The following is a 22,618-nucleotide window of genomic DNA, read 5'->3' on the forward strand; positions in this document are numbered from 1 at the left end:
GTTTAAACTTGTAGACGCATAATTTCTTGCAACCCTTCAATACACTTATTTCTGACCTGAATTGCCAGGTTCAGATTACGGGAAGCTTTATCTATTTGCTGCATAACTTGATGCAAATTTTCGATCTCACCTGAGGCCATTTTTAAAGCGCTAGATTCAGCTGTTTTATATTGCTGATCCAATGAGTTTATTTGCTGAATAATAGCATCAAAGCTACTGCCACTGATGGTTGCTTTAGGTTGAAGCTGGTTATAACTAATGCCATTAATTGCTTCTATTGATTCAATACTCACACGCTACCTTTCTAATACAAGTTGTGCCATTTTTTTACTAGCGTTGAAAACACTTAAGTTTGCTTCGTAAGCACGAGTTGCCATCATCATCTTCATCATCTGATCGGCCATATTTATATTGGGTCTTTCAATAAAGCCATCGCTACTAGCTAAGGGATGTTTTGGATTAAATGTCTTAATTGGCTGTGTTTTTATTTCTTTTACCTGTGCTTGACCGATGCTAAATGGTTCTGATGAATTAGTGACTACAAGTTCTTGCGCCCTATAAGTTTCTCCAGGCCTTGCAACAGTATTTGCATGTGCAACATTTTGAGCAATTAGATTTAACTGCTGTTTTTGCAGTGACATACCTATTTCGCTTAATGCGAAGCTATCCATTATGACTTACCTTCCTTTATTGCCAGTGTTAGCATGTTATTTAATTTACTTTTGGCTGTAAGAATTGCTTGATAATGAATGACATTTTTAGATAACTTTGCAAGTTCTTTTTCAAGCTCTATTTTGCTAGCGGTAGAGTCTGATTGTATGTTGTGCTCTGGAACCCACTGCTTGATACTGTTAATCGCACTTTGTGAAGAGTGAGAGTTATCTAAGCTATTGATTACCGCTGTAAAATTATTATTTGTCTTGATAGTTTTTGCTTTATAGCCTTGAGTATCTACATTAGCAATATTATTTGCAATTAACTTATGCTCCAGCAGCGTTCCTTCTAAAAACTTATTAAGAAGGCTTACTGTCGATGTTTCTAGTAATAGGCTCATAAAATATATGCTCCGCTATTTTATGATAAGTTCTGCATGTAAAGCGCCGGAAGATTTTATTGCTTGCAAGATAGATATTAAGTCCCGTGTACTCACACGTATCTTGCGTAATGCTGTCACTAAATTACCTACGGTTGTTCCTGATGGCATTGAAATGGCAGTAACAACATCTTCTTTCACTTCAATTTGGGTATCAGGCACAACAGTGGTATTAATGCCAGACGATGAATTGATGTTGGCTTGAATATTTATATTAGGTTGTGAAGTAACATAATCAGTAGTAATTGATAGTTCGATATTACCATGAGAAACCGTAATACTATCGATTATAACATCACTTCCTGACACAACTGTACCCGTACGTTCATTGATGATTATTTTAGCCACATTATCAGGAATAATTGTCAAATGCTCTATTGTCGCTATTAATTCAACATAATCATATTGGCTGTTTTGACGTAGAACAATCTTACCAGGACTTACTGCGCTGACATGTACACCTTTTAACTTTTGTTTTAGTTTCTGCTTTATTCTGGCTGCGGTTGTAAAGTCAGGCTCTTTTAGTAAAAGTGTAATGTCTCCATTATGATTTACAATGTTATTTGTTATGGCTTTTTCAACGCTGAGTCCATCAGGAATACTTGCGACAGTAGGATGGTTTTTTTGGATTATATTGCCGTATAGGTCGTACTTAAATCCACCAACGGAAACAGGGCCTTGTGCTAAACCATATATCTTACCATCCGCTCCTCTTAGCGGGGCAAGTAATAAGGTTCCTCCCACCAGGCTTCTTGCATCTCCTAAAGACGCAATATTAACATCAAGTTTATCACCTTTATTGGCAAATGCAGGGAGTTTGGCTGTTACCATAACCGCTGCAACATTACGACTACTGATATCTGAGTCGGAAACACGAATACCAAACCTAAGTAATGCATTTGAGATAGAATGAACCGTAGCTTGACTGCGTCTACTATCACCAGTACCTGCTAATCCAACTACAATGCCGTAGCCTGTTAAGGCATTTTCTCGCACACCTTCTATTCGAACCAGATTTTTTAGTTGAATGGGGGTTGCATGTGCTGCTAATGCGAAAAGCATTGCCAAAATTACTACAAGCTGCTTCATTTAAAAGCCTAACCAAGAAAAAAATCGAGTAAAAAAGCCGGGTTCATCATTGTCAAAGCCAGTATACTCAATATCAGCCTGACTAATTCTAGTCGATAAGATATTGTTGTTTGAATCTATATGTTCAGGCCTAATCCAGCCCTTCACAGATATAAACTGCTCTTCACCATCAATCAATATTTTTTGTTTGCCTTCAAGTCTTAATCTACCTAGCCGGTCTTTTTCAATTATATCGACTGTTATTTGGGCTTGTAGCTTGCCATAACGCGTTGCTGAGTCTGTACCATTATATCCAAAGTTAAGCCCAAGACTGCCTTTTTCCTCTCGTGTAGAAGTTGAAAACTTACCACCTACATTTACACTTTGATCATTATTACTTTGGTTATTTGTTGCTGCGGAAGATTTTTCAACTACCAAAACGGTAACACTGTCACCTACTTTTTTAGCAATAGGATCTTCGACTAACGACTGATAGGTGTCTTCAGAATAAAGAGATGTTGCGTTGGCTTGGCTGCAAAAAATACAGCAAGCTAGCAGTGTAAGTTTAAACTTTCTCATTTTAATTAATTACATGAATCATGTTGGTGTTGATTACTATACCATAAAAATTTTCACCTGAACTCAAAGATTGCACTTTAATACGTTGGTTGATATTGCCATCTTGGAGTGCTTTTACATAGGTTTTGATAGTTATGCCACTATGCGTTGTTTTTGCAAGGGTTACCGCATTTTTTTCAACCGCTGGTAATTCTTCTAAGTGAGTTGTAAGTAAAACGGTGCCTGCAGGTAAGCTACGCTTATAACGATATTCAAGAAGCTTAGGGTTTTTAACTAATTTTGCTACAGGTGTGTTTGCAATATCAACGATTTGTCGAGAAACCTGAGACTGATGAAAATGATTATTGGCCTGTTGAGTTTGAGATAAAACCCAAGCATGCTGTTTTAACGTTACACTAAACCAGATAGGAACTGTTTTACTGTTTTTACTTGTTTTGATAGTTGCCCATATGCAAGTACGTTTCAAAAACTGGTTATCAAGGTTGCGTTTAAAGCTTAAAGTATAGTTTTGTTCACTTACATAGACATCAGGTATATCACTTACTAATTCAATAACAATATCTTCTGCAAGTGGTACTAACTGATTGTGCAAAAAACGTTTAGCTTGTAACGCTAGTTCATTTATGGCTACTGAATAACCTTTCCGAGTCACTTTTACTGTATCGTAACTTTGTATTTGAAAGTCTTTTAGCACTAATGCCAAGTTACGCTCTAATTTACTTTTAGTGAGTACTGTGTATTGTGCAGGTTTTAATCCCAAGATAATTTGTTGATTTAAGACTTTGTCAATTTTTGTGGATAACTCTGTCGTTGATATAAGCTTTACAATTGATTTCAGCTTTGGGTTTGACTCATTTACAATCACTGCAGGAGGTAGTTGGAACATCGTACCTCCCAAAGCACTTATGGGAAGAATAGGTAGTATCAGTAGATTGATAATAATGGCTGATAATAACGTATTCTTAAGCATTTTTTATGATCTTAAGCTATTTGTTATTCTCATGATGTCATCTGCTGCACGGATAATCTGCGCTTTCACTTCATAGCCGCGTTGCGCTAAAGTAAGTTGCATTAATTCTTCTGTGAGATCCACATTGGATGATTCCAAAAAACCTTGTTGGATTTTTCCTGCACCATTTTCGCCTGCAGAGAGATAGAATGGCGTTCCTGACTGTTCATTGGCGAGGTATATGCTGTTACCAACAGTCTCTAGTGCTTCAGGGTTAGCAAACTTGACCACCTGTATTGAACCAAGCGGTATATTTTCATAGCCAACTTGTGCACTGACTTCACCTAACTCATTGATTGTTAGCGACTTGGCATCTGTCGGTATTTGAATTCTATCCGCAAGTAAATTACCTTGCTGATTAACTAAAAAACCATCTTGATCTAATCTAAATGAGCCATTACGTGTGTAAGCTAATTCACCACTGGTTAACTCGACTTCAAAAAAACCATCACCCGCAATAGCCACATCAAGATTACGATTTGTAGGCTTTAGATCACCACTATCAAACTGTACCGAAGCTTGGTTAAAAGTTACACCTGCACCCTGACGAATTGTTTGGTGAGAATTGTGATCAACCTGTTGAACCTGCATCACTTCGTTAAATGATAGGCGTCCTTTCTTATATGCCGTTGTATTTAAGTTTGCCAGGTTATTTGCAATAACATCCAAAGCTTTTTGCTCTGCATGCATACCACTGGCAGCAATATGTATTGCATCAATCATTACTTTATGCCTAATAAAAAACTTTAATTAAAAGTTAACTAATTAAAAGTCACCTAACTCAGAAATCGTTTTTTCCAATAAGCTGTTATAGCCATTGGCTACCTGAAAAACTGACTCATAATGTCTACTTAACGTGATAAGATTTACCATTTCATCCATGGCAACAGCATTAGAAGACTCTAAATGGTGTTGAAGTATGTCTTTATCTTGTTGTTGTATTGGGGTGGTATTTTCATAAAGAAATAAACCGTTTCCCAAATACTGCTTGCCGCTTAATTCAGCACTCACTACTTGAATCGAATCTTTAACAACATTGTCCTGAATAATGTTACCTTGTTGATCAACACTAAAGCTTTTTGGTTCTAATAGGATATCACCACTTTGTCCTTGAAGACGTTCACCAGATGATAACGTCAAGTAGCCTTCTTTACTAACTTCTAGCTCACCACGACGAGTCAAGTAAGTTTGTCCTTGGTGTTTAACGACAAAAAATCCACTGCCTTTTAACGCAATGTCTTTATAACGATTCGTTCGTTGAAGGCTACCAGTAGATAAATCGATTGATGAAGTGTTCTCTGATGCAATACCCTTGTTGACATTCATCCATCTTTTATAAGCATTGGTATTTGTGTTGGCCAGGTTATGAGTAATATTGTTTAATGATTGCAGATCCTGACTAGCAGATATATTTAAAACACTCATTAAGTCTGACATGTATAAACCTTTAGCATAACTAGACATTCAAAATGCTGAATGAAATTACCAATAATCAATTAGCTCTTTTCGATTCTTGGATATCTACTGTTGAAAAAGATGTTATTGCAATAACTGGAGGTATTTCTTGTATTGAGAGTATTGTTAAATGCTTAAGCGTTCTTTCTGTTACTAACTTTAAGTGTGGTCGTAAGGCTGCAGAGCATAATAACACGGGTTTTAAATTATTCATGGCCATTTGTTCTGCAGTATTAGCTATTGCTATAACAAGTCTTTCTGTTAACAATGGATCAAGGTGAATATTGGTTGTCTGGTCTGTTGCAGGCTGTAGTTGCGAGACAAGTTGTTGTTCAAGTTTTGGTGACAATGACATTACGTGAAGGGTATTACTATCATCCAATAACATCTCGCAAATACTTCTTCCCATATTTTGTCTAACAGACTCACTCAAAAAAACAGGGTCTTTTGTTGTTTTACCATGATCGGCCAGTGCTTCTAGAATATGCTCTATATTTCTGATACTTACACTTTCTTTAACAAGACGTTGTAACACCTTTTGAATGTCTGTCAGTGTCAGCATGTTTGGAATAACCTCTTCATATAAAGAGGTATGATGTTGTTTTATAGGTATCAAAAGCTTTTCAACTTCACTTCGTGTTAGCAGCTCATCCGCATGTCTTCTTATAACTTCACAAAAATGTGTGAAAACAACTGTTGTTGCATCAACAACTGTACACATTTGTTGTTTTGCAATGCTTGTTTGATCTTGGGTAATCCATACGGCAGGTAGTTGGTAAGAAGGGTCTTTATCTTTTATACCTTCCAGTGCTATATCTGACTGAGTTGAAATAGCTAAATACCGATCTAAATAACAGTTGCTGCTATCGACTCTTGAGCCATGAATACGAATTTCATAGTGATTATCGGCGAGCTTACTATCAGCAATCATTTTTACTTTAGGAATAACCAAGCCGCTTTCTAAGGCATACTGTTTTCTGAAAGACTTAATTTTTTCAGAGAGTAGACTGTTTTCTTCATCAAACCGGTTAGCAAGGTCTTTACCCAATGATAACTCTATGGGGCTAATAGTTAACTGGTTGTATAATGATTCGCCTTCACTTTCCTGAAGATCTTGTTGGCTTGTGTCTTCTTCTATGTCAGCACGGCGGTGAGCCATAATAGCTTTATATGTCAATAAACCGACTACAAGCAGGACAGCAAAGACAGGAAGCCAAGGAATACCTTTGGTAAACATAATACACAGTAATGCGACAGCAACCAGTATTAAGCTTTTTGGATAACGAGTTACTTGTCGGCTAACTTCTTGACCAAGAAAGGAGTCACTTGCAGCACGAGTAACAATAATGCCCGTACCTGTTGAAAGAATTAATGCAGGTATTTGGGTTACCAGTCCATCGCCCACAGTCATTAAAGTATAAGTATGCAGTGCAGTAGACCAAGATAAACCATTCTGCCCAATACCTACTGATAGACCGCCTATAATATCAATCAGAACGATGATAATCCCGGCTATCGCATCTCCTTTGACAAACTTACTAGCACCATCCATCGCACCATAAAAGTTTGCTTCTCTTTCTAGGTCAGAGCGTTTTTTTCTTGCTTCTTGCTCATTGAGAATACCCATGTTGAGCTCAGCATCAATGCTCATCTGTTTGCCTGGCAAACTATCAAGGGTAAAGCGAGCAGCCACTTCTGCAACACGTTGAGCACCATTAGTGACTACAACATATTGGACAACGATTAGAATAAAAAATATAACAAGGCCAATAATATAGTTGCCCCCAACTACGTATTCACCAACAGCGTTTATAACTTGTCCGGCGTCACCATCACTTAAAATAAGGCGAGTCGCAGAAATGTTTAGTGCTAACCTGAATAGGGTAGCAATGAGTAGTAACGATGGAAATGTAGAAAAGTCAACGGGACGATCGATATAAAAGGTGACTAATAAAATAAGCAGGGCAAAACTAAAGTTTGTAATTAGTAGTATATCCAGAACAACAGCGGGCACTGGAGTAAAAAGTACGAGAAGGATGCCAACAACAGCAACCACAAGCAGTAGCTCACTCTGTGAGCCTAGCAAATCTTTAATTGTTATTGACTTCATTCGTTGTATTCAGTCTTGGTAAGAGAGTTTCTTTGCTGATAAATTTTATGGAGTATAATGGCTATATCTAAAAATGTTGACTCTGGTATTGTGCTGTTAATGACCGCTTTTTTGTATAATGCTCTTGCAAGAGTGGGTTTTTCAATAATAGGGACACTCGCTTTTGCTGCTTCATAACGAATTTGCTTTGCAAGATTATCAGCTCCCATTGCAACAACTTTAGGGGCATCCATTTTATTACGTTGATAGCTGATTGCAACTGCTATGTGAGTTGGATTTGTAATCACTACATCGCTGTTTTTGACATTATTGAGTCCGTCAGTTTGTTGACGAAGTTTGTTTTGAAGTTCTTTACGTTTTTGTTTGATTAAGGGATCGCCTTCGCGCCGTTTATATTCATCCTTAACTTCTTGTTTGGTCATTTTGAGTTGCTTTATGTACTGCTTTCTTGTAAATAAATAATCAAGAATAGATAAAGCTAAAAGTAGACCTATGACAGTAATACATAGTTTAGAAAGTATATGAAGTATTGATATCATCCCTTGATATAATTCTTGTTGATGCAACCTAATAACAGCGCTAACAATTTCTTCATGATACAAGTAAAGAATCGTAACCAGAATAGCTATCTTGATGACTGATTTTAAAAGGTCAAATAAGCTTTTTATGGAGAATAGTTTTTTGAAGCCTTTAATTGGATTGATTTTTTGTATATCCCACTTTAAGGGAGCTGAAGAAAATATTATTCCAGTTTGTAAAATGTTACCCAGTATACCTGCCACCACAGCAATAGCGCTTAGTGAAAAAAGCATACTACAGGTCATCGTGAATGAGTCTTTTATAGCGTCGAAAATAGTCTTTTTGTCTGCGGCAAACTCTGTTAGGTCCAATGTTGCTTGGGTCGACTTAGCTATCTCTATAATACTATTAATACCATAACCACTCACGACTAAGACAAACACTGTTATCACAGTTAAACCTGTGACTTCCATGCTTTTAGCAAGTTGGCCTTTTTTCCTGGCTTCCTGAAGACGAAATTGGGTAGGCTGTTCTGTTTTTTCAGAAGTATTACTCGACATAGAGTTTAGAACTGCCTTTTAATTAAGTACTGACTGCCAGTAGTCAATGAGTGAACCTAATATGTCGATATTGAGGTTCGTAAATGATGGTAGCAGACAAATGAACAACAATAGTCCTAGTAAAATTTTGATTGGCAGGGTGAGAAAATATACGTTAAGTTGAGGCATTGTTTTTGACAATAAACCAAACATTATATCGCCAATAAAAACGAGTGCAATAACAGGTGCGGCTAACCTTATACCAAATAAGAATACATTGGGTAAGAACTGGATGGCGTGAGCTATATTTACCTCATAAAATTGGAGAGGATTTAGTTTTTGTAAAGAAAAAACTAACATATATAAAAGATTATGATGCTGATTCGTAAAAAAGAATACAGCTAAAACCAAGAGTCTAAGTAATTGTGTAGTAAAACCAGACATTGATTGTGAATGTGGATCAAATGCGGCCATTGCATTAATACCTGTTTGAGTATCAATAACCCGGCCAGCAAGGTTAATAGCACCAAAAACAAAATATATACCTGTTGCTAACAGCATACCCAGTATTACTTCTTTAACCATAAGAAGGATAAGATGTATTATATCTGACTGGCCCAATCCAACAGATTGATCAACAAATGGCAATAAAATAAGTCCAAGAGTAATCGAGAGTGTACCTTTAACTAACCAAGGTAGCTTGATTCCCCCAGCCTGAAATAACGCAAATAATACGATTCCAATCCTTGTTGTTGTCAGTAACAGCGCATATAACCATGTAACATCAAAGTTAATTACCATCTTTTATGAGTATCGTATTTAGCCCTTAGCCTATGTAATTTGGTATTTCACTAAATAATGCAGTAGCGTAACTTGATATCGTTGTTAGAATCCATGGCCCAAAAATAAAAAGGACACCTAAGATAGCCAACATTTTAGGTACAAACGTCAGTGTCATTTCTTGTATCTGTGTGATTACTTGAAAAATACTGATGATTAAGCCAACAACTAAGCTGGTGATCAAAACAGGTGCAGCTACTTTTGCAGTATTCCAAAGCATGCTATCTAATAACGAGTTCGCTACATCAAGATTCATTTTAAGTCGTGATTTATACTATGATTCAACTAGGCCTACACCCAACATACAATGGTTGGGTGATGTAAATTTTTAAGGATAAAGTGGGCTTGATACTTTAGTGCTTTTCTTGACGATTGATATTTTTTTTCAGAACAGACCCAACGGTAACTTGCTCAGTAATAGAAATATTCATTAATTGTTCGAATACATCTTGTGCTTCTTCAGGGCTTAAGCGGGCAAGAATTAAGTATTTTGCATAAAGGCCAGCAAGTGAGTCGGTATTCAGTAGTAATGCTTTACGGTAGTAAGCTTTAGCTTCGTCAAAGCGATTTTGAAAACAGAGTACGATAGCCATCATACCTTGTGACTCAGAAAACGCAGGTGCGATAGCTAATCCTTCTAGGGCTGCTTGCTCTGCTTCATCTAGCTGATTATTGATCAGCAAACACCATGTTAGTGTATTCCAGCTTCCTGGATGATTAGGCATATACTGCGTTGTTTTGTGAAGAGCAGATATAGCACTATTAAGGTCATTTTGTTGCATACAAATAAGCCCAGTGCCAAGCCAAGCTCTTCCGCTTTTAGGCTTCAATTTTAGTATTTGGCTAAACGTAGTTTGGGCACTTGATAAGTTATCCACTGATAAAAGCTGGAACCCTTTTACTATACTTGCTTCAAGTTGTTTAGGGTCAATAGCTAACGCGCTGTCAGCAAGGATATGTGCTTTATCAAAGTTTTCAATATCCCAGTATAACAGTGCCAAGTAGCCTATGCATTCAGCACTCGTTTTGTACTCTTCCAATAGTGCTATTGCTTTTTGTACTTCTCCTAAATTATGTAATGCCCTGGCAAATAATAAACGTGTAGGGATACCCATTTGCTCTACAGGCATTACTTGCAGAGTATTAAAAGCATTATCATATTGGTTGAGGCGCAGGTAAGCTAAGGCCAGTAAATAAATAACAGCCTCTTCGTAAACTCCAGTATGTTGTTGCAGTAGAGCCACAACCTCTTCATCATTACCTTGATAAGATGCAAGCGCTGATTTTGCAATTGATAAGTGAATGTCCTCATTAGCAGTGTAATGACTTATGACTTCATGCGCTTTATGAGGAGTATTTGTTTCCAGGTAAAGCTCCACCAACTTGCGAATAATAAGCGTATTATTTGGATCATAAGACAAGTATCCAATGTATTGCTTAATAGCATCTTGAAGAGAGTCGGTCATGTTTGGTTACTGCTCGTGGAGCTAAGTGTTAGTAAGAGCATATGTAAACAGTCTAAGTTCACCTACTCTTTTAGAAGCTGTCTTTAATAGAAGCTGTCAATATAATCTAAACGTAATATGTGCAGTTTTTATCATAAGAATGTTGATATTTCAAACAAAAGTTCCATAGAAGATATTAATTAACTTTGCTAGACAGATACAAATTACTGCTTACTTATTTAAATACTGTGTTGATGAGTAGCAATGGACTTACGGGGCAAGCTAGCGCAATTAAAAAAGTTATTGTGGCACTTTGGCTGTTAAAGTGAGTGAAAAGGGTTAAAGACTAAATGAAATGGCGAGACTTGGAGTATAAAGAAACGAAACAAGAGCATTTAGTTATTTTTATTGCTCCAAGTCATTTATTAGATTAAATTTTTTTGTGTGAAGCGCGGTAAAAATAATGTTTATCTTGTTGAACCTATGATGCATTCGTTTTATATGGGTGGTAACTATCTATGTTGTATTTGTCAAAACGAAGTAAAGTACTTAGTTAGTAGAAATCCAGTTTCGTTGACGACTCTTTACAAGCAGTATTTTTCCATTGTTACGAACCATTAACATAGATGCGGCGGGTGTAGAGTGAATATTGTCAATTGTTGTAGCAATTAAATAGCCATGCCGTTCTGAGTGGCTAGGAGATGCGGGTAGTTGTAGGTTTAAATTAAGCCAAATATAGTTGGGTATTGAGAAGTTGTGGAGTTGTTCGGGATAAATGGTTAGTGTTCTGTGTGCAGGGTGCAGTGTTATCACCATCATTTCCCCTAGCGAAAATACGTCAGAAGAGCGTAGTTCAGCTTGAATAAAAAACTGCCTGATTGTTAAGTCAAATGTATTTGCTGCAAGGTCTTGGTCAGTACATTCGCAGCTAAATGAAAATGAGCTTATCTCGAATATTTGTTTATTTCCTAGGAAGTCTTCTAGAATAATTTCTTGTTGATCGTGAGGGCTTCGGGAGTATTGAAAAAACTTTGGATTTTGCACCAGCCTGTCCTCCACGTAGTGATAAGATAGTTTTTAATTGAGTACAAAACTAGTGCCAATTTGGAATAACTGCTAATAATCAATAGGTTGAGTTAAGTGGAAGCGGCCAAGTGTAAAATATTTTGAATAAAAAGCCCGCCATAAGGCGGGCTTAATCAAGCGTGTTAACTTAGTATAGATATTATTAATTTTTCCACTTCCACTGCTGACCTTTCCAGTCAGATTGGTTATTCCATACACCTACCCAATCTCCGTATTTTTCAAAGTGAGTGATAAATAATGTCGGGTAAGCTAAGTTTTTAATTTTTCCTGCAGATAATACCCAGCGTTGGTTGAGCTGTTTTGCATCACAGTTACCAATTTTTGCTTGGTTTTTACCACTATACCAAGAAGGCATTTGCAGGCATTTATCTGGTGCTGTTGAGGGATGAACAAGTCCTTTATCATCAATCAGCCATTTAGCGTTGCTTGAGCTACAGGACGGCGCCTTAACAATTGAGCTGCTTGCATTTAGACATGCACCCATAGCATTTGTAAGTACTTTGTAGTCAGTGCCTGGATTCGGGTTTGGATTCGGATTAGGATTAGGATTAGGGTTTGGGTTCGGATTGCTTGAGTCGTCAGGTTTATTTCCACCATCTGGTACATTACAGTTGCTACCTAAACCAACTATTTTAAAGGCTGCTTTTACATCGCCAACCGACCAGTTTTTATCTTTCGCAGCTCTCATGACATCACATGAGCCTTGCTCAAAGTTGGTGTTTGCTTTCCAGTACATCTTGTTAGCAATTAAAAAGATTTCAAAGGCATGTTTAATTGTCCAGCCTTTGGTTATAGCAAGATTATAAAAAGCTCGGTTATAAACCCCTGATGAGTGGTGAACATCCATACCTTGGCGGTATTCTCTTGCATGGTCAATAGAGCCGCGGTGATCGCTAGGTTTTTTAAAGTTCCTTATACCACGCTTATTTTTTGTGGCTTGGGCACCGATAATCCAATCGACTTTTTTGAAGTTATAAAACTCAGCTGTTTCTCCTGCCATATCGGAGAAGGCCTCATTAATCCCGCCAGACTGATTTCGATAGGCAAGATTTGAGTTATTTGAGGTGAAACCATGGCTTACTTCATGAGCGGAAACATCGAGTGTAGTAAGTGGATAGAATGTGCTCCCTCCATCACCAAATGTCATGGCGCGACCATCCCAGAAGGCGTTATCGTAATTACGTCCATAGTGGGCGCGCATCGTTAATTTGAAAGGTAACGGTTTTGTTTTATACCAATCTTGATACATACGAAATACAACATGTCCAAAGTGATGGGCATCATTCAGAGGAGAGTAACCACCATTTGATTCTCTTGCGGTATTTTCTGGACAGTTGAACTGATGTACACGACCACGACTTTGGCCATTGCCCATATCCTGGGTTTCGACATGCTCTGTACTCATACGACACTGACTATCTACCTCTAAATTTGGGTAGTCAGTACCATAATTGTATTTGCCAGTATTTGGGTTTCCTCCTGGGCCCGTTGCCTTTTGAAAGTTCAGGCCTTCCCACTGCTCAACGACTTCTCCAGTATGTGCGTCAATGATGTAAAAGGGACGTGTTGGTGCACCTGAGTTATGAGTAAAGTAGGAAATCTCATAGACTAAGCGAGGTTGTTCAGGGTTTTCTGCATAAACATACAGCTGGCTATCATGATGCTCAACGCGTGAGTTATCTTGACTAAATCCTTTGGCATTCAGAGCGATTTGTAATGCGTCTGTTGTGGATAAACTAGGTGTCGTATTAAGGTTATCGCTAGCAAGGCTTTGGACAATAAAGCCACTTAAATCACTATAAACTTCCCGCTTGTCTTTGGCTGCAACAAACGACTGTCCATATACTGGTACACCTTGATACAGCTGCTGATACTTGGTTTTAGTGACACCATTAGCCAGCTTCATGGTAGCAACTGATTTGATATCTTTTTCGGACTCAAGGTTTAAAACCTCATGCAGAGGGGCAATTGTACGAAATGCCTGAAACTCTGTTTCTTGTTCCAGATTTACAATTTGCGCAGCAAGAGTAGTCAAGGGAAATGCAGCAAGTGAGCTGATAGCACCAGCACACAACATTATTTTAAGGCTATTTCGGCTCATGTTTACTCCTCAGGTGTTTCAAGTCTATGCCAGCAAGCGCACCGTATTAACGGCTTTAGTTTTAAGAGAGTTTTTATTTCTACTTGAGGAGAAAATCCTATCTTTACTCCATCATTTAGATTTATAACCGCTGTAAGTATGCAAACTATTTGAAACAGCTTGGATAGTTTGCTGGCATAACACACAAATAAATTAAAACGTTATAAAAACCGTTTTCTTCTTTTCCAAACTCGAATGTATTTTTGTGATAAATAGCGAAAACTCGTTGAGGAGCCTCTAAAAATACACTTTTTTAGAGGTACCCTTGAGTCGCTGATTAAAAGTATTCGAGCTTTAATAATGACAAAAAATAAGACAGGAGATATTTACCTCGTCACATATTGGGTTAAGCTAGCGACTAATGTAGATATTTTTGACACCAGTTGTCTTTATGCTTTTTGGTTATTCACGGTTCAAAAGTGATGTAAAACAGTTGACGTAAAGAGAATGGTTTCGTAGAAGAGGGAGGGTACATGCAGATTGACTTTTCAAGCTTAACACCAACTCAAATTTATCATTGGATGACTCAAAGTATTGTGCCAAGACCCATAGCATGGGTTATCTCTGTGAATGAGATGGGGGGTTATAACCTGGCTCCTTTTTCTTACTTTAATGCTGTTTGTAGTGATCCACCACTAGTTATGCTATCCGTAGGTAAAAAGCCTGGTGGTGAATATAAGGATACTAGTGAGAACTTAATTGCCCGCAAAAACTGTGTGATTCACATTGCTAAAAGTAATTTGGCGCAATTGGTTACTGACTCATCCAGAACACTGCCAGCAGAAACCTCTGAAGTCGATGAGCTAGGGTTAGATCTAGTGCCGTTTGATGGGTTTGACGTTCCCAGATTAGCGTGTTGTGACATTGCAATGGCATGCAGTTTTAATCAAGTCCATGAGCTGGGTCGAAATAAACAAAGGGTTATCTATGCTGAAGTTCATCAGCTTTTTGTGAGTGATGAGGTGATTGCAGAAGATACAAAAGGGCGGAGTAAGATTGATGCGCTTCGAGTTGACCCTTTAGCTCGTTTAGGAAGTAGTGAGTATGCGGTGATGGGTAAAGTGATTAGCATTCCTCGACCCAAGTAAGCATTTATACGATGAAGATACTGCAAGCTTGGAAGAAGCTAGCAAAAGCTGATTAAGTCTTTTTAGCTTATAGCAAAAACATCATAGTGGTAGCGATAAAAGGTGTTTTCAGCACCAAATTTATAGTTATTTTTCTACGTTTTCCTTTTATAATTAGCAAATTTTGCAGCAAGCACTAGTTTGACTTTGTCTGTGTGTAAAGTGCCAGCCATATACAGAAGATTGCGAAGGAACTCAGTGCTATAAAGTTTTTGCTAGCAGTTGATGTTGCTAAAAGTCGAGGTTAGAAATAGTGGATTTTCCGACACGCTATGATGTGATTGTAGTGGGTGGTGGTCATGCAGGTACTGAAGCTGCATTGGCTGCGGCACGCATGGGCGTTAAAACATTACTGTTAACACATAATATTGAAACACTTGGACAAATGTCCTGTAACCCTGCTATTGGCGGAATTGGTAAAAGCCACTTGGTAAAAGAGGTTGATGCACTTGGTGGTGCAATGGCCCAAGCAACGGATCGTGCAGGGATTCAATTTCGTATTCTTAACTCTCGTAAAGGACCTGCGGTTCGGGCAACCCGTGCTCAAGCTGATCGGGTGCTTTACAAAGCGGCCATTAGGCATATGCTGGAAAATCAGCCCAATCTTGATATTTTTCAACAAGCAGTTGATGACCTGATTGTTCATCAAGAGAAGGTTGAAGGTGTTGTTACCCAAATGGGGCTGAAGTTTTATGCGCCCAGTGTCGTAATAACTGCAGGCACTTTTTTGGGGGGCGTTATTCACATTGGCTTGGAAAACCATTCTGGTGGTAGAGCAGGTGACCAGCCTTCTATTGCTCTGGCTAAACGTTTAAGAGAGTTACCCTTTCGTGTAGAGCGTCTAAAAACAGGGACGCCTCCTCGCATTGATGCACGTTCAGTCGACTTTTCTGTCATGACACCACAGCCAGGTGATACGCCATTGCCAGTCATGTCATTTTTAGGGTGTGTGGATGAACACCCACAACAGGTTAACTGCTTTATTGCCCATACAAATGAGCAAACCCATGAGATCATTCGTAAAGGTCTAGATCGCTCACCCATGTACACTGGAGCTATAGAGGGAGTTGGACCACGTTACTGTCCTTCGATTGAAGACAAAATAATGCGCTTTGCGGATAAGGCATCTCACCAAGTATTTGTGGAGCCTGAAGGTCTAACTACTCATGAGCTTTACCCTAATGGTATTTCAACCAGCTTACCGTTTGATGTACAGCTGGCCTTGGTTCGGTCTATTAAAGGTTTTGAGAATGCTCATATAATCCGGCCTGGTTACGCCATAGAGTATGACTTTTTTGATCCAAGAGATTTGCACAGCTCTCTGGAGACAAAATTTATCCAAGGACTGTTCTTTGCTGGGCAGATTAACGGTACCACAGGGTATGAAGAGGCGGCGGCTCAAGGTCTTTTAGCCGGCTTGAATGCTGCACGTAGAGCGCAAGAAAAAGAAGCATGGTGCCCGCGTCGGGATGAGGCTTATATTGGGGTGCTTGTGGATGACTTAATCACACATGGTACCCGTGAACCCTATCGAATGTTTACCAGCCGCGCTGAGTATCGACTCATTTTACGAGAAGATAATGCTGATTTACGGTTAACAGAAAAAGGACGTGAGCTAGGACTTGTCGATGATCATCGCTGGGAAGTTTTTTCTGCTAAGCAAGACGCCATTTCGAAAGAGCAGGAGCGACTAAAAACCTCATGGATTCAACCAGCCTCTGTCGAAGCTGAGCAGATCAATAAAGTGATTACCAGCCCAATTACCCATGAGTACAACTTACTTGAGTTGTTACGCCGGCCTGAAGTAGGGTATGAACACATTGCGAATCTTGTCGGTGAGCCTGTCTCCAGTGATGGCCAGGTAGCTGAGCAGGTTGAAATTCAAGTTAAGTATGAAGGGTATATAGCGCGCCAAGAAAACGAGATCATTAAGCTTCGCCGCCATGAAGAGACGCCCTTACCTGCGGACCTGGACTATGACAATATTCCTGGCCTGTCGAATGAAATAAAACAAAAGCTAATTACACATCAGCCCGAAACACTTGGACAGGCATCACGTATCTCTGGTGTTACCCCTGCTGCGGTTTCTCTACTGATTGTCCATCTGAAGAAGCGCTCATTGTTAAATGAGAAGTCAGCTTAATCTTCACTTCTAGCCGTAAGTCGACTTTCGTGAGTGGTTAAGACTGTTATCAATATTTTGGTAACAGTCTTAGTTTTAATTTTAATCCACTCAGTTTTTAGTTGCTGTATTATGTAAAACCCATTTCATGATAAGTAATAAAAGTATGGTGGAATCACAACGTTTACTCCTGGTCAACGGTATAAAACAGATGGGCTTGACGCTGACGACAGGTCAAGTAGATGCGTTGATGACGTATTTGGGCTTACTCGTCAAATGGAATCAGGCTTATAACCTCACAGCCATTAGAGATCCCAATACAATGGTTGAGCGACACTTGCTGGATAGCCTAAGTGTTACACCGTATATCGACAAAGATCACATTCTGGATGTTGGAACAGGTCCTGGTCTACCCGGCATACCGTTAGCCATTTTTTTTCCTGACAGGCATTTCACACTGCTAGATAGCAATGGTAAGAAAACCCGTTTTTTAACCCAGGTAAAAATTCAGTTAGAATTGGATAACGTTACTGTTGTGCAATCTAGAGCAGAAGAGTTTGAGGTGAAGCAGTCATTTGACATAATTGTGTCACGGGCTTTTGCGTCACTATGTGATATGTTACAAAATACGCATCATTTATGTGCTGATGAGGGTTATTTTTTAGCAATGAAAGGACTTTACCCTGAGGCAGAAATAGCACAACTCGATTCAAAAATGACAGAGCAAATTGAAGCTTATCAGTTATCTGTCCCTGGGTGTGATGCGCAGCGTCACCTCATTAAAATTAGTAATAAACCTGTTTAAATTAAGTGAACTGAGGGACATCCAAGGTGGCGAAAATACTTGCAGTGACCAACCAAAAAGGCGGGGTGGGTAAGACTACCACTTGCGTCAATCTGGCTGCATCTTTAGTAGCCACCAAGCGCCGTGTGCTTCTTGTTGATCTTGACCCGCAGGGCAATGCAACCATGGGGAGCGGTGTGAATAAGCAAGCGCTTTCAGCGTCTGTTTATGATGTGCTAACGGGACAAAAAGAGGCGGTGGATGCATTGGTAAAAAGTGAATCCGGTGGATTTGACTTGTTACCAGCCAATGGTGATTTGACTGCAGCTGAAGTACAACTATTGGAGTTACCTAATAAAGAAAAGCGGCTCAGTTATGCACTGGCTAAGACTGCATCTAAATATGACTATATTATTATTGACTGTCCTCCTTCTCTGAATATGTTAACCGTCAATGCACTGGCTGCAGCTAATGGTGTTATTATTCCAATGCAGTGCGAATATTATGCACTGGAGGGGTTAACCGCTTTACTTGATACCATTCAACGAATAAGTCGGGTTTTAAATGCCAACTTAAAAATAGAAGGCTTGTTACGTACTATGTATGACCCGCGCACCAGTTTAGCTAATGAAGTATCATCACAGCTGGTCAATCATTTTGGTGATAAGGTTTATCGGACGGTAATACCTCGAAATATTCGCCTGGCGGAAGCGCCTAGTTTTGGTATGCCTGCTCTGGCGTATGATAAAGCATCTCGTGGAGCGGTTGCTTATCTTGCCTTGGCTGGAGAAATGCTTCGACGCCAGGAAACACCGCTTAAACAAGAGTCTGCATAAGTATTCTAACCCTTGGACAAAGTTGATTATTTCCTATGGCAGCTAAAAAGCGTGGATTGGGCCGAGGCCTAGATGCTCTGCTAGGAGGCTCATCTTATAATGAGCCAGACTCTAATGAAGAGAGTGGCGAGCAAAAAGAGAAAGAGCTTGTACATCTTCCTGTTGAGTTTATTCAGCGGGGACGCTATCAGCCTCGGCGCGATATGCACCCTGATGCTTTAGAAGAGCTGGCTAACTCTATTAAAGCTCAAGGGGTTATGCAGCCCATCGTGGTAAGACCTATTGGTGCTGATCAGTATGAGATTATTGCTGGAGAACGACGCTGGCGTGCCAGTCAACTAGCTGGCTTGGATACCATTCCTGCAGTTGTTCGCGATGTGCCTGATGAAGCAGCTATAGCGATGGCACTGATCGAAAATATTCAGCGAGAGGACCTTAACCCGATTGAGGAAGCCATTGCTCTGCAGCGCCTTCAGCAAGAGTTTGGACTCACTCAGCAACAGGTTGCAGATGCAGTTGGCAAGTCGCGAGTGGCTATTACCAACTTGCTGCGCTTAATGACGTTAAGTGATGATGTCAAAACAATGCTGGAGCATGGTGACCTGGATATGGGACATGCTAAAGCGCTGTTAGGCTTGCCTAAGTCTATACAAACAGAAACAGCCAAAAGTGTTGTCGCGAAAGGGTTATCTGTCAGACAAACTGAGTCTTTAGTACGGCATATTCAGGCAGACAAAAAAGTAAAAGACAATAAAAGTACGCCTATTGATCCTGACATTAAAAAGCTGGAGCAGGACCTGGGTGAAAAGTTGGGAGCACCTGTCGCTATTCAACATACGGCTAAAGGAAAAGGCAAGCTTATCATTAAATACAACAGTCTTGATGAGCTAGACGGTGTATTAGATCATATTAAATAATACAGCTTTTTCAGTGGACTATCTCGACGCTTAGTGTATTTGACTAATGAGCCAGGTTCATTAAGCCCGGTGAGTGTTGAACACTCGAGCCATTCCCAATATACTTCAAGCCCCAAAAATTAACTGAATTATGTTTTGAGGTCTCGAGGGGGCCTTTGGTAAGCTCGAGGGGGCCTTATTGAACAGTTGTAGGCGAGTAGCGCACGTCAGTTGGTTGGAGGTGTTGTGTGTTTTTGCTGCTAAGGCATTAGCTGCATGACCGCACCCCATTTAAGAAAGCCGCCCATATACCGTGTAATAATTATACAACTCTTAATTACGGTATTGGTCGCACTAGCATTATGGCTACATAGCACAGTTGTAGCCTATTCAGCATTGCTGGGTGGGTTAGCCTCTCTGCTGCCCAATGCCTATTTAGTGAGCAAAGCGTTTGCGTACTCAGGTGCTCGTGCTGCACAAAAAATAGCCAGATCGTTTTACAAAGGTGAAGCTGGAAAGTTTATTTTGACCGCAATGATTTTTGCGTTGGTCTTTATTTTCATAAAGCCGCTTAATGTCTTCGCCTTGTTTGGGACCTTTATAGTTGTTCAGATGGTGAACTGGTTTACTGCCTGGATAATAAAGTTTTAGCTTATTGGATTACTGCGAGAGCATACCATGGCGACTGAAAACCAAACATCTGCTGAGTATATTCAGCACCATTTACAGAATTTGACATTTGGCCGACTGCCAGAAGGGTTTGAGCGGGTAGATCATCACGGTAAGGTGGTTGAAACGCTAACTGACTCTGCATGGACGATCGCACATAATGCTGCGGAAGCAAAAGCAATGGGCTTTTGGGCGCTTCATCTTGATACGCTTGGTTGGTCGATTTTTCTAGGGGTATTATTTTTATACCTGTTTCGAAAAGCTGCAATTTATGCAACAAGTGGTGTGCCTGGTGCATTGCAAAATTTCGTCGAGTTGATGGTGGAGTTTGTTGATACCAACGTTAAGGACACTTTCCACGGTCGAAATGCGTTGATTGCGCCGCTTGCATTGACCATTTTTGTCTGGGTCTTTTTAATGAACCTTATGGACTTGGTGCCTGTTGACTGGCTGCCACTCATAGCGACTCAGCTTGGCATTCCCTTCATGAAGGTGGTACCCACTACCGACCCCAATGCCACCATTGCGATGGCGCTGGCAGTGTTTGGGTTGATTATTTACTACAGCATCAAGGTTAAAGGTGTAGGTGGTTTTGTTGGTGAGTTAACACTTCACCCTTTCAACCACTGGTCACTGATTCCTTTTAACTTCTTGTTAGAGTTTGTTGGGTTACTGGCGAAACCAGTTTCTTTAGCCTTACGTCTCTTTGGCAACCTTTATGCTGGCGAGCTTATTTTTATTCTAATTGCGTTGATTCCTGTTTGGTGGGCGCAATGGTTCCTTTCAGTACCTTGGGCAATTTTCCATATTTTGATCATTGTACTGCAGGCGTTTATTTTCATGATGCTTACGATTGTTTACTTAAGTATGGCTCATGAAGACCATTAATCTATCGGTTTTTGTCATCACTTTTCTTTAACTAAAGACGACGACTGTCGGGAGGAAATAAATGGAAACTGTAGTTGGTTTAACAGCGATCGCAGTAGCTCTTTTAATTGGTATGGGTGCTTTAGGTACTGCGATTGGCTTTGGTTTGTTGGGTGGTAAATTTCTTGAAGGCGCTGCTCGTCAACCTGAAATGGTACCAATGCTACAAATTAAAATGTTCATCGTAGCGGGTCTATTGGACGCGGTTACAATGATCGGTGTGGGTATTGCATTGTTCTTCACTTTCGCTAACCCATTTGTTGGTTTAGTTAATTAGGTCATTTATGCAAATAACGGCTAGTGCCAGTCGTTTGTGCATTAGTTGTCCTATAAAAATACAGCGAGAGGTGTTGGCATGAATCTCAATGCGACCCTTATAGGACAGTCTCTGGCCTTCGCGATTTTCGTTATTTTCTGTATGAAGTATGTATGGCCTCCAGTCATGCAAGCACTCAAGCAGAGACAAAAGAAAATTGCCGATGGTTTAGAGGCTGCGGATCGCGCCAAGCGTGATTTAGAGTTGGCTCAAGATAAAGCCGGCAAACAATTACGTGAAGCAAAGCAACAGGCTGCTGAAATTATCGAGCAGGCAAATAAGCGTTCATCTCAGATTATTGAAGAAGCTAAAGAGCAAGCAAGAGTTGAAGGTGAACGGATGAAGGTTGCGGCTCAGGCAGAAATTGAACAAGAAGTTAACCGTGCACGCGAAACGCTTCGTGCTCAGGTAGCAACTTTAGCAATTGCCGGGGCTGAAAAAATTCTTGGTGAAGCGGTTAATGAGAAAGCGCAAAGCAAACTCGTAGACCAGCTTGCCGCTGAGCTATAACAGGGGTTAGCCAAATGGAACTGACCACCTTAGCTCGACCCTATGCAAGAGCAGCGTTTGAGTTTGCTGTGGCTAAAAAAAGCCTGTCAAACTGGTCAGCAATGTTAAATCTTGGTGCTGCAATTTCCATGCAGCCTAAGGTACAACAGTTGCTGTCCTCTCCTGATGTTAATGGAGCAACCCGGGCAGCCGTTTTTTTAGATATGTGTGGTGATGAAATTGATAGCCACGGAGCAAACTTCATTCACGCTTTAGCTAGCAATAAACGTTTAACCTTGCTGCCATACATCGCTGGCCTGTTTGAGCAGTTAAAGGCTGAAGAAGAGAAGAAAGTTGACGTACAAGTAACTTCAGCTTTTGAACTGACAGCTGAACAGCAGGATAAACTGGCAAAATCACTCAGCTCGCGTTTTGGTCGTGAAATTAATGTTGAGAATAAGGTTGATAAGAGCCTGTTAGGTGGTCTTATCATCAAAGCTGGCGATCTGGTAATTGATGGCAGTATCCGTGCCAAGCTTGATCAATTGGCCGACGCGATGAGATCCTGA

General features: G+C 39.9%; 26 protein-coding genes. 11 read left to right on the forward strand and 15 right to left on the reverse strand.

All coding sequences use genetic code 11. The annotated features are described in order from the left end of the window. Nucleotides 1–2: 2 nt before the first annotated feature. The 15 genes from fliE to KHS79_RS13960 all read right to left on the reverse strand — a co-directional run bounded on the left by fliE (nucleotide 3) and on the right by KHS79_RS13960 (nucleotide 13,844). Complete coding sequence (fliE, locus tag KHS79_RS25925; RefSeq protein WP_212719816.1) at nucleotides 3–293, reverse strand: flagellar hook-basal body complex protein FliE; 291 nt, start codon at nucleotides 291–293, stop codon at nucleotides 3–5. Nucleotides 294–296: 3 nt separating this feature from the next. Then, the gene (locus KHS79_RS13895) at nucleotides 297–671 is read right to left on the reverse strand and encodes a flagellar basal body rod protein FlgC (RefSeq protein ID WP_212719817.1); all 375 of its coding nucleotides are present in this window, start codon (nucleotides 669–671) and stop codon (nucleotides 297–299) included. Next, nucleotides 671–1,054 (reverse strand): flagellar basal body rod protein FlgB, encoded by a 384-nt coding sequence (locus KHS79_RS13900; RefSeq protein ID WP_212719818.1) that lies wholly within the window; start codon nucleotides 1,052–1,054, stop codon nucleotides 671–673. The genes KHS79_RS13895 and KHS79_RS13900 overlap by 1 nt, the downstream gene beginning before the upstream one ends. A gap of 15 nt (nucleotides 1,055–1,069) precedes the next feature. Continuing rightward, the gene (locus KHS79_RS13905) at nucleotides 1,070–2,182 is read right to left on the reverse strand and encodes a flagellar basal body P-ring protein FlgI (protein ID WP_212719819.1); all 1,113 of its coding nucleotides are present in this window, start codon (nucleotides 2,180–2,182) and stop codon (nucleotides 1,070–1,072) included. Then, nucleotides 2,183–2,740, reverse strand: a complete 558-nt coding sequence (locus KHS79_RS13910) for a flagellar basal body L-ring protein FlgH (RefSeq protein ID WP_094789214.1) — start codon at nucleotides 2,738–2,740, stop codon at nucleotides 2,183–2,185. It abuts the gene before it with no gap. Between the two features lies 1 nt (nucleotide 2,741). Beyond that, nucleotides 2,742–3,710: a flagellar basal body P-ring formation chaperone FlgA gene (flgA, locus tag KHS79_RS13915; RefSeq protein WP_212719820.1), complete on the reverse strand. Its 969-nt coding sequence runs from the start codon at nucleotides 3,708–3,710 to the stop codon at nucleotides 2,742–2,744. A 3-nt stretch (nucleotides 3,711–3,713) separates the two neighbouring features. Next, on the reverse strand, nucleotides 3,714–4,472 hold the full coding sequence (locus tag KHS79_RS13920; RefSeq protein WP_027707502.1) for a flagellar hook-basal body protein: 759 nt from the start codon (nucleotides 4,470–4,472) through the stop codon (nucleotides 3,714–3,716). Between the two features lie 42 nt (nucleotides 4,473–4,514). Then, complete coding sequence (locus KHS79_RS13925) at nucleotides 4,515–5,186, reverse strand: flagellar hook-basal body complex protein (protein WP_038290413.1); 672 nt, start codon at nucleotides 5,184–5,186, stop codon at nucleotides 4,515–4,517. A gap of 55 nt (nucleotides 5,187–5,241) precedes the next feature. Continuing rightward, entirely contained in the window at nucleotides 5,242–7,314 is a 2,073-nt protein-coding gene (locus KHS79_RS13930; protein WP_212719821.1) for a flagellar biosynthesis protein FlhA, read from the reverse strand. Next, nucleotides 7,311–8,393, reverse strand: a complete 1,083-nt coding sequence (locus tag KHS79_RS13935) for an EscU/YscU/HrcU family type III secretion system export apparatus switch protein (RefSeq protein ID WP_094789218.1) — start codon at nucleotides 8,391–8,393, stop codon at nucleotides 7,311–7,313. Before KHS79_RS13935 ends, KHS79_RS13930 begins: the two co-directional genes overlap by 4 nt. 18 nt (nucleotides 8,394–8,411) lie before the next feature. Then, nucleotides 8,412–9,173, reverse strand: a complete 762-nt coding sequence (locus KHS79_RS13940; protein WP_212719822.1) for a flagellar biosynthetic protein FliR — start codon at nucleotides 9,171–9,173, stop codon at nucleotides 8,412–8,414. 25 nt (nucleotides 9,174–9,198) lie between these two features. Further along, the gene (gene fliQ / locus KHS79_RS13945) at nucleotides 9,199–9,468 is read right to left on the reverse strand and encodes a flagellar biosynthesis protein FliQ (RefSeq protein WP_027707507.1); all 270 of its coding nucleotides are present in this window, start codon (nucleotides 9,466–9,468) and stop codon (nucleotides 9,199–9,201) included. Nucleotides 9,469–9,565: 97 nt separating this feature from the next. Next, nucleotides 9,566–10,678, reverse strand: coding sequence for a tetratricopeptide repeat protein (locus KHS79_RS13950; protein WP_212719823.1), 1,113 nt, complete (start codon nucleotides 10,676–10,678; stop codon nucleotides 9,566–9,568). Nucleotides 10,679–11,206: 528 nt separating this feature from the next. Beyond that, complete coding sequence (locus KHS79_RS13955) at nucleotides 11,207–11,701, reverse strand: hypothetical protein (RefSeq protein ID WP_027707509.1); 495 nt, start codon at nucleotides 11,699–11,701, stop codon at nucleotides 11,207–11,209. A gap of 184 nt (nucleotides 11,702–11,885) precedes the next feature. Then, complete coding sequence (locus tag KHS79_RS13960) at nucleotides 11,886–13,844, reverse strand: M4 family metallopeptidase (protein WP_212719824.1); 1,959 nt, start codon at nucleotides 13,842–13,844, stop codon at nucleotides 11,886–11,888. Here KHS79_RS13960 and KHS79_RS26110 point away from each other — a divergent pair. From KHS79_RS26110 to KHS79_RS14010, 11 genes are all read left to right on the forward strand, one after another. Further along, on the forward strand, nucleotides 13,843–13,971 hold the full coding sequence (locus tag KHS79_RS26110) for a hypothetical protein (protein ID WP_267910721.1): 129 nt from the start codon (nucleotides 13,843–13,845) through the stop codon (nucleotides 13,969–13,971). The genes KHS79_RS13960 and KHS79_RS26110 overlap by 2 nt on opposite strands. A 385-nt stretch (nucleotides 13,972–14,356) precedes the next feature. Further along, the gene (locus tag KHS79_RS13965) at nucleotides 14,357–14,971 is read left to right on the forward strand and encodes a flavin reductase family protein (RefSeq protein ID WP_212719825.1); all 615 of its coding nucleotides are present in this window, start codon (nucleotides 14,357–14,359) and stop codon (nucleotides 14,969–14,971) included. Between the two features lie 292 nt (nucleotides 14,972–15,263). After that, complete coding sequence (gene mnmG, locus KHS79_RS13970) at nucleotides 15,264–17,153, forward strand: tRNA uridine-5-carboxymethylaminomethyl(34) synthesis enzyme MnmG (RefSeq protein WP_212719826.1); 1,890 nt, start codon at nucleotides 15,264–15,266, stop codon at nucleotides 17,151–17,153. Between the two features lie 145 nt (nucleotides 17,154–17,298). Further along, nucleotides 17,299–17,937, forward strand: a complete 639-nt coding sequence (gene rsmG / locus KHS79_RS13975) for a 16S rRNA (guanine(527)-N(7))-methyltransferase RsmG (protein WP_212719827.1) — start codon at nucleotides 17,299–17,301, stop codon at nucleotides 17,935–17,937. Between the two features lie 26 nt (nucleotides 17,938–17,963). Next, nucleotides 17,964–18,752: a ParA family protein gene (locus KHS79_RS13980; protein WP_094789225.1), complete on the forward strand. Its 789-nt coding sequence runs from the start codon at nucleotides 17,964–17,966 to the stop codon at nucleotides 18,750–18,752. Nucleotides 18,753–18,787: 35 nt separating this feature from the next. Then, the gene (locus KHS79_RS13985; protein WP_094789226.1) at nucleotides 18,788–19,669 is read left to right on the forward strand and encodes a ParB/RepB/Spo0J family partition protein; all 882 of its coding nucleotides are present in this window, start codon (nucleotides 18,788–18,790) and stop codon (nucleotides 19,667–19,669) included. A gap of 255 nt (nucleotides 19,670–19,924) precedes the next feature. Further along, on the forward strand, nucleotides 19,925–20,299 hold the full coding sequence (locus tag KHS79_RS13990) for a F0F1 ATP synthase subunit I (protein ID WP_094789227.1): 375 nt from the start codon (nucleotides 19,925–19,927) through the stop codon (nucleotides 20,297–20,299). 27 nt (nucleotides 20,300–20,326) lie between these two features. After that, a complete protein-coding gene (gene atpB / locus KHS79_RS13995; protein ID WP_027707516.1) occupies nucleotides 20,327–21,205 on the forward strand; it encodes a F0F1 ATP synthase subunit A in 879 nt (292 codons plus the stop codon). 61 nt (nucleotides 21,206–21,266) lie between these two features. Further along, entirely contained in the window at nucleotides 21,267–21,521 is a 255-nt protein-coding gene (gene atpE / locus KHS79_RS14000) for a F0F1 ATP synthase subunit C (RefSeq protein WP_027707517.1), read from the forward strand. 78 nt (nucleotides 21,522–21,599) lie between these two features. Then, nucleotides 21,600–22,070 carry a F0F1 ATP synthase subunit B gene (locus KHS79_RS14005; protein ID WP_027707518.1) on the forward strand — a complete coding sequence of 157 codons (471 nt, stop codon included), beginning with the start codon at nucleotides 21,600–21,602 and terminating at the stop codon, nucleotides 22,068–22,070. Between the two features lie 14 nt (nucleotides 22,071–22,084). Continuing rightward, nucleotides 22,085–22,618 carry a F0F1 ATP synthase subunit delta gene (locus KHS79_RS14010; RefSeq protein ID WP_038290423.1) on the forward strand — a complete coding sequence of 178 codons (534 nt, stop codon included), beginning with the start codon at nucleotides 22,085–22,087 and terminating at the stop codon, nucleotides 22,616–22,618.

Source organism: Zooshikella ganghwensis, assembly GCF_018263875.1.
GTDB classification, from domain to species: Bacteria; Pseudomonadota; Gammaproteobacteria; order Pseudomonadales; family Zooshikellaceae; genus Zooshikella; species Zooshikella ganghwensis.